Source organism: Pseudomonas sp. LA5 (assembly GCF_028640825.1).
Lineage (GTDB): Bacteria > Pseudomonadota > Gammaproteobacteria > Pseudomonadales > Pseudomonadaceae > Chryseomonas > Chryseomonas aestiva.
This window is the reverse complement of sequence record NZ_JAQYZY010000060.1, coordinates 263624-277960: the sequence shown is the minus strand read 5'-3', so window position 1 is coordinate 277960 and position 14337 is coordinate 263624. Positions and strand designations below refer to the sequence as shown.

Annotated in this window: 13 protein-coding genes; 4 read left to right on the top strand and 9 right to left on the bottom strand. The window is 66.4% G+C overall.

Features of this window, described 5'->3' with window-relative positions; genetic code table 11:
- Window positions 1-616: 616 nt before the first annotated feature.
- Window positions 617-1165, bottom strand: coding sequence for a glutathione peroxidase (locus PVZ72_RS23865; RefSeq protein WP_273863175.1), 549 nt, complete (start codon window positions 1163-1165; stop codon window positions 617-619).
- An 81-nt stretch (window positions 1166-1246) separates the two neighbouring features.
- Complete coding sequence (locus PVZ72_RS23860) at window positions 1247-1576, bottom strand: hypothetical protein (RefSeq protein WP_133862181.1); 330 nt, start codon at window positions 1574-1576, stop codon at window positions 1247-1249.
- A 221-nt stretch (window positions 1577-1797) separates the two neighbouring features.
- Between PVZ72_RS23860 and PVZ72_RS23855 the strand changes: the two genes are divergently transcribed.
- Window positions 1798-3195 (top strand): L-cystine transporter, encoded by a 1398-nt coding sequence (locus tag PVZ72_RS23855; protein WP_273863174.1) that lies wholly within the window; start codon window positions 1798-1800, stop codon window positions 3193-3195.
- Window positions 3196-3345: 150 nt separating this feature from the next.
- On the opposite strand, the gene PVZ72_RS23850 is transcribed toward PVZ72_RS23855, so the two are convergent.
- The 7 genes from PVZ72_RS23850 to qhpR all read right to left on the bottom strand — a co-directional run bounded on the left by PVZ72_RS23850 (window position 3346) and on the right by qhpR (window position 10260).
- A complete protein-coding gene (locus PVZ72_RS23850) occupies window positions 3346-3876 on the bottom strand; it encodes an REP-associated tyrosine transposase (protein ID WP_273863198.1) in 531 nt (176 codons plus the stop codon).
- A gap of 183 nt (window positions 3877-4059) precedes the next feature.
- Window positions 4060-5760 carry an urease subunit alpha gene (gene ureC, locus PVZ72_RS23845; RefSeq protein WP_187981133.1) on the bottom strand — a complete coding sequence of 567 codons (1701 nt, stop codon included), beginning with the start codon at window positions 5758-5760 and terminating at the stop codon, window positions 4060-4062.
- Between the two features lie 405 nt (window positions 5761-6165).
- Window positions 6166-6471 carry an urease subunit beta gene (locus tag PVZ72_RS23840; protein ID WP_273863173.1) on the bottom strand — a complete coding sequence of 102 codons (306 nt, stop codon included), beginning with the start codon at window positions 6469-6471 and terminating at the stop codon, window positions 6166-6168.
- Window positions 6468-6977, bottom strand: a complete 510-nt coding sequence (locus PVZ72_RS23835) for a GNAT family N-acetyltransferase (protein WP_133862177.1) — start codon at window positions 6975-6977, stop codon at window positions 6468-6470. Before PVZ72_RS23835 ends, PVZ72_RS23840 begins: the two co-directional genes overlap by 4 nt.
- Window positions 6978-6987: 10 nt before the next feature.
- Window positions 6988-7290: an urease subunit gamma gene (ureA, locus tag PVZ72_RS23830; protein ID WP_007162996.1), complete on the bottom strand. Its 303-nt coding sequence runs from the start codon at window positions 7288-7290 to the stop codon at window positions 6988-6990.
- Window positions 7291-7369: 79 nt separating this feature from the next.
- Window positions 7370-8209 carry an urease accessory protein UreD gene (locus tag PVZ72_RS23825; protein ID WP_273863171.1) on the bottom strand — a complete coding sequence of 280 codons (840 nt, stop codon included), beginning with the start codon at window positions 8207-8209 and terminating at the stop codon, window positions 7370-7372.
- A gap of 1007 nt (window positions 8210-9216) precedes the next feature.
- Window positions 9217-10260 (bottom strand): AraC-like transcriptional regulator QhpR, encoded by a 1044-nt coding sequence (qhpR, locus tag PVZ72_RS23820; RefSeq protein WP_273863170.1) that lies wholly within the window; start codon window positions 10258-10260, stop codon window positions 9217-9219.
- Between the two features lie 339 nt (window positions 10261-10599).
- Here qhpR and eat point away from each other — a divergent pair, with 339 nt between their 5' ends.
- The 3 genes from eat (at window position 10600) to eutC (ending at window position 14324) form a co-directional block, all read left to right on the top strand.
- Complete coding sequence (gene eat / locus PVZ72_RS23815) at window positions 10600-11964, top strand: ethanolamine permease (protein ID WP_273863169.1); 1365 nt, start codon at window positions 10600-10602, stop codon at window positions 11962-11964.
- 23 nt (window positions 11965-11987) lie between these two features.
- Complete coding sequence (locus PVZ72_RS23810; protein ID WP_273863168.1) at window positions 11988-13379, top strand: ethanolamine ammonia-lyase subunit EutB; 1392 nt, start codon at window positions 11988-11990, stop codon at window positions 13377-13379.
- Window positions 13380-13508: 129 nt separating this feature from the next.
- Complete coding sequence (eutC, locus tag PVZ72_RS23805; RefSeq protein WP_273863167.1) at window positions 13509-14324, top strand: ethanolamine ammonia-lyase subunit EutC; 816 nt, start codon at window positions 13509-13511, stop codon at window positions 14322-14324.
- Window positions 14325-14337 lie beyond the last annotated feature (13 nt).

The window sequence follows — 14337 nt, the reverse complement described above, 5'->3', positions numbered from 1 at the left end:
ATGGCCCACTGGACCTCTCGCCGCATCCATGCGGCTCGACCCACTCCACGGCACTAGCGTTCGCCCTGCTGAACGGGGCGATTCGCTAGCCTGAAAGTGTTGGTTGAAGAACGCGTCACCCGTAGCCCGTAGCCCGTAGCCCGTAGCCCGGACAACGGCGAAGCCTTGTCCGCTTTCTCGATCAAGCTCATCAGTGGAAAACGCTGCGCGGTTTTCCACGCTACGAATCGCGATGGCCTCCCTGTAAACGCTCCTAAAATTTCAGGCTGGCGTCCCGTCCCCGTCAGTGAGGCTGAGTGCAGGTGTCACGGAGGGGGATGCGAGGCAGGACGCCCCTTCGTGCCGCGCCCCAGGAGCGGCGCCGGAGCGAGGGGACCCGGAGCGCAGCGGAGGGCCGAAACGTGGGGGCAGCGTTTTTGGTTACTTTTGTCCGGGGCGCGCAGCCGCGACTGGCAAAAGTGAGTCGCCCGGGTGGGCGAAACAAGAGCCATCAGGTCACTCGATAATCAGCTAGTGCACTAACAAGCCTTCAATGGCGACGTATTGTTGGGCTTCGCTGGCGCTCAACCCAACCTACGAATCAGGTCACGCCTCGCCATTTACCGGTAGGGCAGCTTCAGCCCTTCGCCAATTCCGCCTCGATGGCCGCCACCAACCGCGGATCATCCGCGGTCACATCCGGTGCGAAGCGCCCCACCACCTCCCCATCCCGCCCGATCAGGAATTTCTCGAAATTCCACAGCACCTCGGGCTTGGGATTGGGCGTGCCGCCACGGCTCAGCATGCGCTCGCGGAAGGGGCCGTCGCCGGTGGTCTCGGGTTGCGCCTGGGTCAGTTCGGCATAGAGCGGATGCTTGTCTTCACCCACCACGCTGAGCTTGGCGAACATGGGGAATTGCACGCCATAGGTGAGGGTGCAGAATTCCTTGATCTCGGCGTCGCTGCCCGGCTCCTGCTGCTTGAAGTCGTTGGCGGGAAAGCCGAGCACTTCCAGGCCGCGCTCGCGCTGGGCCTCATAGAGGCGTTCCAGGCCTTCGTACTGGCTGGTCAGGCCGCACTTGGAGGCAACGTTCACCACCAGCAGCACCTTGCCCAGGTAGCGCTCCAGGGTCAGGGTTTCGCCGTCGATGGATTGCAGCGGGAGTTTCATCAGGGTCGCGGTCATGGTCGGCTTCCTCGGAAAGAAGCGATCAGCCTAGCGCAAAAACGCCGCCTCGATGGGCGGCGTCGATCGGACGGATGGGGCTCAGCGCTTGAGCTTGACCACGTCGCCGGAAACGGTGGTGGTGAAACCACTCAGGACGTAGGCCCAGAACCAGTTTTCCTGCACCTGGGCATTGATCAGCGCATCGCCACCGCGGGACTTGATGGCGGCCTGCTGGGCGCGCACGAAGCGGTCGTTCTGCTGGACCGGAATGAAGCCCAGGATCATGAGACCGGTAGCCTTGCCCTCGCCATGACCGACGACGGTGTACTGCGACGGATCCAGGTTCTGCGTCTTCATCGCGGTGCCGGTGCAGCCAGCGACGGCGGCGGCGAGGGCGAAGGAAGCGGCGAGCTTGGCGAAACGTTGCATGGAGTATTCCTTTTCTGATGTGGCAGGGCCGGGCGTCATTTCCCGGTTGGCTGAACTCTAGCAGCGCAACGCCCTGGACGAGCGCCGTTCACCCCGGCGATAGGACCGCTCCTCCCGTTATCAGGTGATAGCACCTCGATCTAAGCCGAGGCGGTCCGAGCTGCTACCATCGCCGCCTTTTCGTCCGGCGGTCGTGTCGGGCGCCGTTCTGGAGACCTCGTGTGAATCTGCCTCTCGTTCTCAACCTCGTCGCCTTCGCCGTGCTGCTCGGCCTGCTGGCGCGTACCCGCAACACCGGCTGGAGCCTGGCCGTGCGCGTCTTCATCGGCCTCGCCCTGGGCGTGGGCTTCGGCCTGGTGCTGCAATTCGTCTACGGGCATGACGCCCCGGTGCTCAAGACCTCCATCGGCTGGTTCAACCTGGTCGGCAACGGCTATGTGCAGCTGCTGCAGATGAGCATCATGCCGCTGGTGTTCGCCTCCATCCTGGCGGCCGTGGCGCGGCTGCGCGAAGCGTCTTCCATGGGGCGCATCAGCCTGCTGACCCTGGGTACGCTGCTGTTCACCACCGCCATCGCCGCCCTGGTCGGGGTGCTGGTCACCTGGCTGTTCGGCCTGAGCGCCGAGGGCCTGGTGCAAGGCGCCCAGGAGACCGCGCGCCTGACCGCCCTGCAGAACAGCTATGTCGGCAAGGTGGCGGATCTGTCGGTGCCGCAGCTGCTGCTGTCCTTCATTCCGAAGAATCCCTTCGCCGATCTCACGGGTGCCAATCCCACCTCCATCATCAGCGTGGTGATCTTCGCCGCCTTCCTCGGCGTCGCCGCCCTGCGCCTGCAGCGCGACGATCCGGTGCGTGGCGAGAAGGTGCTGGCCGGCATCGACGTGCTCCAGGCCTGGGTGATGAAGCTTGTGCGCCTGCTGCTGCAACTCACCCCTTACGGCGTGCTGGCGCTGATGACCAAGATGGTCGCCACCGCCAGTCCCCAGGACGTGCTCAAGCTGGGCACCTTCCTGATCGCCTCCTACCTGGGCCTGGGCATCCTCTTTGGCGTGCATGCGCTGCTGCTGACCCTGAGCGGCCTGTCGCCCGCGCGCTTCTTTCCCAAGGTCTGGCCGGTGCTGAGTTTCGCCTTCACCAGCCGTTCCAGCGCGGCGACCATCCCGCTGAGCATCGAAGCCCAGACCGAGCGCCTCGGCGTGCCCCCGGCCATCGCCAGCTTCGCCGCGTCCTTCGGCGCCACCATCGGCCAGAACGGCTGCGCCGGTCTCTATCCGGCCATGCTGGCGGTGATGGTCGCCCCGACCCTGGGTATCAACCCCTTCGATCCGCTGTGGATCGCCACCCTGGTGGGTATCGTCACCCTGAGTTCGGCGGGCGTGGCCGGCGTAGGTGGCGGTGCTACCTTCGCTGCCCTGATCGTGCTGCCGGCCCTCGGCCTGCCGGTCACCCTGGTGGCGCTGCTGGTGTCCATCGAGCCGCTGATCGACATGGGGCGTACCGCCCTCAACGTCAACGGCTCCATGACCGCCGGCACCCTGACCGCACGCTGGATGGGCCAGCTGGACAAGGCCACCTACGACCGCGACGACCGTGCGGAAGCCCCGGCTGCGCCGCGTTAGTTTTGCGTAGGTTGGGTTGAGCGTAGCGAAGCCCAACGGTGCTTGATCATGCCGCGGACTGTTGGGCTTCGGCGATAGAGCTGCCTCAACCCAACCTACGGGCGCCGTAGGTTGGCGCTGAGCGAAAGCGAAGCCCAACACGACTTACCTTCAGCGCTCGCCCACCGCCCATTCCTCATCGCGCTGTCCTGCCCAATCCGCCGGCAGGACCCCTGCTCGCACATAACGATGGATGGAGGAATAAGGCCACTCCACCGCGCTCCGCGCATGGCCGTGCTTCACCGGATTGAAATGGATGTAGTCGAGGTGCCGCTGCAGGTCCTGCTCATCGCGGATCCGGTGCTCCCAGTAGCGCCGCTGCCAGACGCCGCGCTCGCGTTTCAGCCGTCGTGATAGCTGCACCGTCTCCAATGGCGGTAGCTGACGGGAGAAACCGGCCTTGATCAGGCTCCAGCGCAGCGGATAGTCCCCGTCGCTCTCCGGCAGGCGCCAGAGCGCGTGCAGATGATCGGGCAGGACCACCATGGCGAGGATGTCGAAGGGATGCCGGGCCTTTACCTGGCGCAGCGCCTGCCGTAGCGCGCCGATGTGATCCACGAGCAGGGTGGCGGAGCGGTCATTGAGGTTGACCGTGAAGAAGAAGGTACCGCCCACGGTGCGGCTGCGTCGGTAGTCCAAGATCACCGTCCTTGGTGAGTGGAAAGTCGCAGTTTAGAGCCTTTTTCAGCGCTTATGGATGATTCGTGCGTGTTGGGCTTCGGCGATGGAGCTGCCTCAACCCAACCTACGGGAGCTGCATAGGTTGGATTGAGCGCAGCGAAGCCCAACATGGTCCGGGCCTCGCGTCATTCAGAACAGGCCCCTCTAGAACAGAAAGTAGCGCTGCGCCATGGGTAGCACCTCGGCTGGTTCGCACCAGAGCAGCTGGCCATCGGCCTTGACCTGGTAGTTCTGCGGATCGACCTCGATGGTCGGCAGGTAGCCGTTGTGGATGAGGTCGCTCTTCTGCGCGGTGCGGCAACCCTTGACCACCCCGATGCGCTTCTTCAGCCCCAGTTGCTCGGGTACCCCGGCGTCGAAGGCGGCCTGGCTGATGAAGGTCAGGCTGGTGTCGTGGAGCATGCCGGCGTAGCTGCCGAACATCGGGCGGTAGTGCACCGGTTGCGGGGTGGGGATGGAGGCGTTGGCGTCGCCCATCAGGCTGGCCGCGATGGCGCCGCCCTTGAGGATCAGCGTCGGCTTGACTCCGAAGAAGGCCGGGCGCCAGAGCACCAGGTCGGCGAACTTGCCCACCTCGATGGAGCCCACTTCGTGGCTGATGCCATGGGTGATCGCCGGGTTGATGGTGTACTTGGCGATGTAGCGCTTGACCCGGAAATTGTCGTTGCCAGCAGTGTCCTCGGGCAGTGGGCCGCGCTGCTTCTTCATCTTGTCGGCGGTCTGCCAGGTGCGGGTGATGACCTCGCCGACGCGGCCCATGGCCTGGCTGTCGGAACTGATCATGGCGAAGGCGCCGAGGTCGTGGAGGATGTCCTCGGCGGCGATGGTCTCGCGGCGGATGCGACTCTCGGCGAAGGCCACGTCCTCGGCGATGCTCGGGTCCAGGTGGTGGCAGACCATGAGCATGTCCAGGTGCTCGTCGATGGTGTTCTTGGTGAAGGGCCGCGTCGGGTTGGTGGAGCTGGGCAGCACATTGGGGAAGCCGCAGGCCTTGATGATGTCCGGCGCGTGGCCGCCCCCGGCGCCCTCGGTGTGGTAGGTGTGGATGGTGCGACCCTTGAAGGCGCCCAGGGTGGTCTCGACGAAACCGGATTCGTTGAGGGTGTCGGTGTGGATGGCCACCTGGATGTCGAAGCGATCGGCCACCGCCAGGCAGTTGTCGATGGCGGCGGGGGTGGTGCCCCAGTCCTCGTGCAGTTTCAAGCCGATGGCGCCGGCGCGGACCTGCTCTTCCAGCGGCCCGGGCAGGCTGGCGTTGCCCTTGCCGGTGAAGCCGATGTTCATCGGGAAGGCGTCGGCGGCCTTGAGCATCTGCGCCATGTGCCAGGGACCGGGGGTCACGGTGGTGGCATAGGTGCCGGTGGCCGGGCCGGTGCCGCCACCGATCATGGTGGTGGTGCCGCTCATGAGCGCCTCTTCGATCTGCTGCGGGCAGATGAAGTGGATGTGGGAGTCGATGCCACCGGCGGTGAGGATCATGCCCTCGCCGGCGATGACCTCGGTGGCGGCGCCGATGGGCACGCTGACGCCGGGTTGGATATCCGGGTTGCCGGCCTTGCCTATGGCGTGGATGCGGCCCTGCTTGAGGCCGACATCGGCCTTGACGATGCCCCAGTGGTCGACGATCAGCGCATTGGTGATGACGGTATCCACCACCTCGGCCGCCAGCAGCTGGCTCTGGCCCATACCGTCGCGGATGACCTTGCCGCCGCCGAATTTCACTTCTTCGCCGTAGACGGTGTGGTCTTCTTCGACCTCGATCCAGAGCTCGGTATCGGCCAGGCGCACCCGGTCGCCGGTGGTGGGGCCGAACATGTCGGCATAGGCTTGGCGGGAGATTTTCATAGGTGTGAATCCCGAATAAAGGTGGTCCGGTTTGCCCTCACCCCGACCCTCTCCCGGAGGGAGAGGGGGAAGAGCGGGTGGCATCCTGTTGCCGCGAGCAGGGAGTTATTCCTGGACGGCAGGGTGTTCTGGTTTGTCCTCATCCCGACCCTCTCCCAGGGGGAGAGGAGGGAAGAGCGGGTGGCATCCTGTTGCCTCGTGCAGGGAGTATTCCTGCACCGCAGGGTGTTCTGTTTTGCTCTCACCCCGACCCTCTCCCAGGGGGAGAGGGGGAAGGGCGGGTGTTCCGGTTTGGCCTCTCGCTCCGCTCCAGTCTCGCGGAGCAGGAGGAAAGCGCAAAAGGCACGGTGTCTGCTTTTAGCCCCCTCTCCCTGAGGGAGAGGGTTGGGGTGAGGGGGCTTGTCCCTACAACTTCCCCATCACCCGCCCGGCGAAGCCGTAGACGGTGCGCAGGCCGGTCAGCTCGACCAGTTCCACCTCGCGACTCTGGCCTGGTTCGAAGCGCACGGCGGTGCCGGCGGCGATGTTCAGGCGCATGCCGCGGGCCAGGGCGCGATCGAACAGCAGGGCGTCGTTGGTCTCGTGGAAGTGGTAGTGGGAGCCCACCTGGATCGGCCGGTCGCCGCTGTTGGCGACGGTCAGGCTCAGGGTGCGGCGGCCGGCGTTGAGTTCGATATCGCCGTCCTGGATCTGGTATTCGCCGGGGATCATGGGCGCTGCTCCAGCATCAGTTGCATGAAGGTGAGGTCCAGCCAGCGACCGAACTTGGTGCCGACCTGGGGCATCTGCCCGGTGGTGATGAAGCCCAGGCGCTCGTGCAGGCGGATGGAGGCCTGGTTGCCGCTCTCGATGGCGGCCACCATCACGTGTTTGTCGCAGGCGCGGGCGCGTTCGATGAGCACCGTCATCAGGCGCGGGCCGATGCCCTGGCCGCGCTGGTCGGGATGGATGTAGACCGAGTGCTCGACGGTGTGGCGAAAGCCCTCGAAGGGCCGCCAGTCGCCAAAGGAGGCATAGCCCACCACCACGCCGTCGGCATTCTCGGCGACCAGGATGGGATAGCCCTGGGTGGCGCGCAGGTCGAACCAGGCCTGGCGATTGGCCAGGTCCACCGGGGTCTCGTTCCAGATCGCCGTGGTGTTGCTGACGGCGTCGTTGTAGATGTGCAGCACGGCCGGCAAGTCGGCAGGGATGGCGTCGCGGACGATCAGACTCATGGCGGTCTCCCTAGGCGATCGGCTGGTGGACGGTGACCAGCTTGGTCCCGTCGGGGAAGGTGGCTTCGACCTGGATCTCCGGGATCATCTCCGGAACGCCTTCCATCACCTGGTCGCGGGTCAGCAGGGTGGTGCCGTAGTGCATCAGCTCGGCGACGGTGCGACCGTCACGGGCGCCTTCGAGCAGGGCGGCGGAGATCAGCGCCATGGCTTCCGGGTAGTTGAGCTTCACCCCACGCGCCAGGCGGCGTTCGGCCACCAGGCCGGCGGTGAAGATGAGCAGCTTGTCTTTTTCGCGGGGCGTCAGGTCCATGGGTGTTCCGGTTGGCAGGTTCGGTCAAGGAAGGTCGATCATCGCGGCCGTGGGCCGCGCCTACAAGAGTGACGTGGCCTCAGGTGCTCCAGATCCGCGGTGGCACGGCGGCGCGGCCGAGCAGGGCCGGGCGCAGCAGGCGCCAGACCTCGATCAGCCAGGCGCGCGCCTGCAGCGATTCGGCGGCCAGGCAGCGGGCGACCACCAGACCGGGCAACTGGGTCAGGTCGCCGCGGACCGGCAGGCCGAGTTCGCGGCAACGCGCCAGGGTATCCGCGTCCAGGGTGCCGGTGATCAGCAGGGTGGCGAACACCGGGCGACCGGCGAGGCCGATGGGCGAGTCCAGCAACCGATCCGCCCCGACCAGGCGCTGGCGCTCGTGCCATAGCGGAGTGCCATCGCGACGGATGTCCAGGTGCGCCTGGAACAGCCCCTCGGCGAAGCGCTCGGCACTGGCTGGGCGGCCCAGGGCGACGATGTCCCAGTAGCAGAGGCGAGCGTCGCCCTCCAGCTCGATGCGGGTGGCGAGACGGGCCTGGGCGCCGGAGAAGACGATGGTCTCCTGGGGCAGCCATTCCAGGGTGGCGCCGGCAGCGACGCGCAGGTCGATCTGCTGGTGGGCGGCGCTAGCGGCGCGATACCACTTGGCGGCGCCAGGGCTGGTGAGCTGGGCCCAGGCGGTTGCGCCGACGCTGACGTCGATGTCCAGCCGATCGCCCCCGGCGATGCCTCCCGGGGGATGCACGATGATGTGCTGGCAGACCTCGGGGCCTTCGGCGTGCAGGTGTTTCTGCACCCGCAAGGGGCCGAGGTGGCGGCGGGTGGTCGGCCGGGTCCAGTCGCCCTGGCGGGCATAGGCCAACTCCAGGCGCGCCAGCCAGGCGGGGGTGAAGAGGGCAGGGGGCAGGGCAGAGGTCATCGGGTTGGTCGTTGTTCTGGTTGGGCTATTTGGGGAGGGCCTTGCAAGAATCTGACCGGGTGGACATAGGTTGCCTTTCGGCTAGGTATGGTGGAGGTGTTTGGCTGATTCTCGCGTTTTGATGATGCTTATATTTCGCTCACCCAAGCGCACCACCTTCACTGCTTCGGTAGGTTGGCGCTGAGCGGAGCGAAGCCCAACGTTGCGATGGTGCAAAATTTATTGGTTCCTCAGCTGCTTACCGAGCTTTGCTGATCCCTCTTGTTTCGCCCACCCGGGCGAGTCACTTTTGCCAGTCGCGGCAAAAGTAACCAAAAACGCTTGCCCCACCATCCGGCCCTCCGCTGCGCTGCGGGTCCGCTCACGCCAGCGCCGTTCCGGGGTCGGTCCAGATGGGCCGTCCCTGGCCGACTGGACCTCTCGCCGCATCCCTGCGGCTCGACCCACTCCACGACACTGGCGTTCGCCCTCCTGAACTGGGCGATTCGCCAGCCTGAAAGTGTTAGTTGAAGAGCCATAACCGTCCGTAGCGTGGACAACGGCGAAGCCTTGTCCACTGTCCAAGGCCAGACTCACCCGTGGAAATCATTACTGGGGTTTGAGCCTGTTGAAATCGCGCCCATGCCGGTGCGCCGTAGCGACCACTCCTACAAGCTGAGTCCAACCCTGTAGGAGCGGCCCATGGCCGCGATAACACAGTTGCACCTATGGGCGCTGGGCTTCGGCGGTTGATAGCTGTCACAGCCTCAGGCTGGAGTCCCGTCCCCGTCGGTGAGGCCGAAACGTGGGGACAGCGTTTTTGGTTACTTTTGTTCGGGACGCGTAGTCCGGGGCGCGCAGCCGCGATTGGCAAAAGTGACTCGCCCGGGTGGGCGAAACAGAATCTTCCCCCAAATTCGATAAGCAGCCAGAACACCGATAAGCCAGACCTGACGCACCGCTCTGTTGGGCTTCGCTCCGCTCAGCACCAGCCTACGTCAGCCGGTCTTCGGCGCGCCGACCCTTCCCTACGAAATCCCCCGCCACTGCCGCGGACTCACCTGAAACCACCGCCGGAACGCTCGCGAAAAGGCGCTGGTCTCCGAATAGCCCAGCAGCGGCGCCAGGTCGCTGACCGGCAGCCGCTGCCGCAGGTAGTGCTGAGCCAGGTCGCGGCGAACGCCCTCGACCAGCGCCGAGAAGCTCGCGCCCTGGTCGCGCAGGCGCCGTTGCAGCTGGCTGGTGGAAAGGTCCAGGCGCTGGGCGATGGACTCCAGGCTGGGCTCGCCCAGGGGCAGCGCCAGGCGCACCGAGGCACGGACCTCTTCGAGCAGTTCCATCTGCGGCAGGCGCTGGCCGAGTTGGCGGATGGCGTCCTGTACCACCAGCAGGAGCAGCGGATCATGGTCGGGCATGGCGCGGTCGCGCAGGTCGGCCTTGGGCACCAGCATGGCGTTGCAGGGCTGGCCGAAGCTGACCGGGGCGTCGAACAGCCGGCGGTGCTCGTGCCAGCCCTCGGGACGCGGGTGTTCGAACTGCACCGCGCGCGGCGCCCAGGTAGCGCCGAGCACATGGCGCAGCAGGTTGAGCAGCATGCCCAGGGTCAGCTCGGCGTCCTGGCGGCGGGCGACGATGGCGCCGTGGCGTACCTGGTAGTCGAAGCGCCAGCACTCACCGGCGTCCACCAGCTGGATCAGGGTGCTGTGCTGGTGGAAAGGAAAGGCGCCGGCGAAGTTCTGCAGCGCCGCCTCGGCAGTGGGCGAACAGAGCCCCACGTAGCCCAGCAGGCCGAGCATCTGCGGCTTGAACTGCCCGCCGTAGTGCAGGCCGAAATTGTCGCAGCCGGACTGGGCGGCAGCCTCTTCCAGGACCCGGCAGTAGTTGCCCAAGCCGAGGCTCAGCGTCGGGTGCTGCAGCTGTTCGGGATCGATGCCGGCGGTGCCGAAGATGCGGTCGACGTCACCGCCGTGGCTGGTGATGACGGCGTCCAGGCCGCTGGCGGCGGCGGAGAGCACGCCAAGGTTGCGCGACGGTGCGGTCAGGGCGGCAAAGCCGGAGGCGGCCAGGGGCATGGTGCGGGTCCAGGGAGGAGATCGGCATGAATGAAGCAAAGGCTGTGCCCCGGGGTGGAAAGCGGTCCTCCAGTGCGGCTGGAACGCCGAGGCCTTCACGTTATCGAGCGCCTTGGCGTGCTTCATCGCGGGGCGAGTGGTCGGGCATCGCACCAGCGTGGTGCGGTCTCGGGTAGCACCCTGGGAAGAGGGGTAACGCCGACTTGACCCGAGGTCACGGCGACCGTGCCAAGCGGTCAAGTCGGCACGGCCCCGAGCTGTTTAAGCTCGAAAAAGCCGGGCGTCGCGGGATCGCGGTGACCCATTCGGATCACGTCGCTACACGGGGAGTGGCCTGTCATGACCAACGAGAAACTCAAGCCGACCCTCGGCACCCTGCACCTCTGGGGCATCGCCGTGGGGCTGGTGATCTCCGGGGAATACTTCGGCTGGAGCTACGGCTGGGGCGTCGCCGGGACCCTGGGCTTTCTGATCACCGCGCTGGTGGTGGCGGTGATGTACACCTGCTTCATCTTCAGCTTCACCGAACTGACCACCGCCATTCCCCATGCCGGCGGGCCCTTCGCCTACAGCCGGCGCGCCTTCGGTCCTACGGGGGGGACCATCGCCGGCATCGCCACCCTGATCGAATTCGTCTTCGCGCCGCCGGCCATCGCCATGGCCATCGGCGCCTACCTCAACGTGCAGTTTCCCACCCTCGATCCCAAGCTTTGCGCGGTGGCGGCCTATTTCATCTTCATGACGCTGAACATCCTCGGGGTGAGCATCGCCGCCACCTTCGAGCTGGTAGTCACGGTGCTGGCGGTGATCGAGCTCTTGATCTTCATGGGGGTAGTGGCGCCGGGCTTCAGCCTGACCAACTTCACCAGCGGTGGCTGGGCTGGCCAGGATCAGTTCTCCCTGGCCGCGGTGGGTGGCATGTTCGCCGCCATTCCCTTCGCCATCTGGTTCTTTCTCGCCATCGAGGGCGCGGCCATGGCCGCCGAGGAAGCCAAGGACCCCAAGCGGACCATTCCCAAGGCCTACATCGCCGGCATCCTCACCCTGGTGACCCTGGCCATCGGCGTGATGATCTTTGCCGGCGGGGTGGGCGACTGGCGCGCCCTGTCCAACATCAACGACCCGCTGCCGCAGGCCATGAAGGGCGTGGTGGGCGAGGGTTCGGTGTGGCTGCACCTGCTGGTGGGCATCGGCCTGTTCGGCCTGGTGGCCAGCTTCCACGGCATCATCCTCGGCTATTCCCGGCAATTCTTCGCCCTGGCTCGTGCCGGCTTCCTGCCCCGCGGCCTGGCCAAGCTGTCGCGCTTCCAGACCCCGCACCGGGCGGTGCTCGCGGGTGGCGTGGTGGGCATCGCCGCCATCTTCAGCGACGGCGTGATCAGCCTGCAGGGCCTGACCCTGACCGCCGCCATGATCACCATGAGCGTGTTCGGCGCCATCGTCATGTACATCATGAGCATGCTCAGTCTGTTCAAGCTGCGCCGTAGCGAGCCGAACCTGGAGCGTACCTTCCGCGCCCCGGGCTATCCGGTGGTGCCGGCCATCGCCCTGATGCTGGCGGTGGTCTGCCTGGTCGCCATGGTCTGGTACAACCCGGTGATCGCCAGCGTCTTCGTGGTGCTGATGGTGATAGGCGCGCTGGTCTGCGGTCTCAGCCGTAGACAGGGCGACATTGCACCCGACGCTGCCTTCGGCGAGGCCTGAGCAGCGCAACCCGAGGAGGTAGCATGAGCGGTTTCCAGCACAGCGTGGGCGGCCAGACCTGGCGTTTCGCCGATCTCAAGGAGCTGCTGGCCAAGGCCACCCCGGCGCGTTCCGGGGACGTCCTGGCCGGGGTCGCCGCCGGCAGCGACGTGGAGCGGGTGGCGGCGCAGATGGCGCTGGCCGAGCTGCCGCTCAAGCACTTTCTCAGCGAGGCGGTGATCCCCTACGAGGCCGACGAGGTCACCCGGCTGATCCTGGATACGCACGATGCCGAGGCCTTCGCCCCGGTCGCCCACCTCACCGTGGGCGGCTTCCGCGACTGGCTGCTGGGTGCGGCGGCCGACGAGACCAGTCTCGCCGCCCTGGCCCCGGGGCTGACCCCTGAGATGGTGGCCGCGGTGTCCAAGATCATGCGCATCCAGGACCTGATCCTGGTGGCGCAGAAGGTTCGGGTGGTGACCCGCTTTCGCAATACCATCGGCCTGCGTGGACGACTGTCGACCCGGCTGCAGCCCAATCATCCCACCGACGATCCGGCCGGCATCGCCGCCAGCGTTCTCGACGGCCTGCTCTATGGCAACGGCGATGCGGTGATCGGCATCAACCCGGCCACCGACAGCACCAGCGGCATCTGCGAACTGCTGAAGATGCTCGACGCCGTGATCCAGCGCTACGAGATTCCCACCCAGTCCTGCGTGCTGACCCACGTCACCACCAGCATCGCCGCCATCGAGCGCGGCGCGCCGGTGGACCTGGTGTTCCAGTCCATCGCCGGGACCCAGGGCGCCAACGAGAGCTTCGGCATCAGCCTGGCGCTGTTGCAGGAAGGCTACGAGGCCGGGCTGTCGCAACGCCGTGGCAGCCTGGGCGACAACCTCATGTATTTCGAGACCGGGCAGGGCAGCGCCCTCTCGGCGGGGGCCCACCATGGCGTCGACCAGCAGACCTGCGAGGTGCGCGCCTACGCTGTGGCTCGTCAATTCAAACCGCTGCTGGTGAATACCGTGGTCGGCTTCATCGGCCCCGAGTACCTCTATAACGGCAAGCAGATTATCCGCGCCGGGCTGGAGGATCACTTCTGCGGCAAGCTGCTCGGCGTGCCCATGGGTTGCGACATCTGCTACACCAACCATGCCGAGGCCGACCAGGACGACATGGACATGCTGCTGACCCTGCTGGGCGCGGCGGGCATCAACTTCATCATGGGCATCCCGGGGTCGGACGACGTGATGCTCAACTACCAGACCACCTCCTTCCACGACGCCCTCTACGCCCGCCAGGTGCTGGGCTTGCAACCGGCGCCGGAATTCGCCGCCTGGCTCGACCGCCTGGGCATCCTGCGCCTGGAAGACGGCCGCTTCCGCCTCGGCGAGGGTTTGCCGGCACCATTCCAGCGGGTGTTGGCGCAGATTTAGGGAGGATCGCGGCCATGGCGGTTTGCCGATGCGGCCTTATCGCGGCCATGGGCCGCTCCTACAGGGATAGATGCTCTCGTAGGAGCGGCCCATGGCCGCGATGAACCTAATAGCTCAGGAGTCTTGCCGATGAACCCTAACGACACCGCCCGTCCCGACCCCTGGGCCGAATTGCGGCGCCTCACCCCGGCGCGCATCGCCCTGGGCCGGGCCGGCACCAGTCTGCCGACGTCGGCCCAGCTGGACTTCCAGGCCGCCCATGCCCAGGCCCGCGATGCGGTGCACCTGGCTTTCGATCAGCAGGCGCTGCGCGAAGGCCTGGCCGCCCAGGGCCGCGAGACCCTGGTGCTCAAGAGCGCCGCGCCGGATCGCCACACCTATCTGCAACGGCCGGATCTGGGGCGCAAGCTGTCCGCGGAGTCCGCTCGCGAACTCGGCGCCTATGCCGCCGAGCATCCCGAGGGCTTCGACGTCGCCGTAGTCATCGCCGACGGCCTCTCGGCCCTGGCGGTGCATCGCCATGCGCTGCCGTTCCTGGAGCGCCTGGTCGACCAGGCCGGGGCCGAGGACTGGCGCTGGGCACCGGTGACCCTGGTGGAGCAGGGCCGGGTAGCCGTGGGTGATGAAATCGGCGGGCTGCTCAAGGCGCGCCTGCTGGTGATGCTGATCGGCGAGCGCCCCGGTCTGAGTTCGCCCGACAGCCTCGGCCTCTACTTCACCTACGGCCCGCGCCCGGGCCTCAACGACGCCTATCGCAACTGCATCTCCAATGTGCGGCTGGAAGGCCTCGCCTATGGCCTGGCGGCGCACAAGCTGCTCTACCTGATGCGCGAAGCGGATCGCCGCAAGCTCTCCGGCGTGCAACTCAAGGACGAAGCCGAGGTGCCGCTGCTGGAGGGTGACGAGGAGAACGCCCGGATCGGCAACTTCCTTACCGCTCAATGAGCGGGACTGGCCG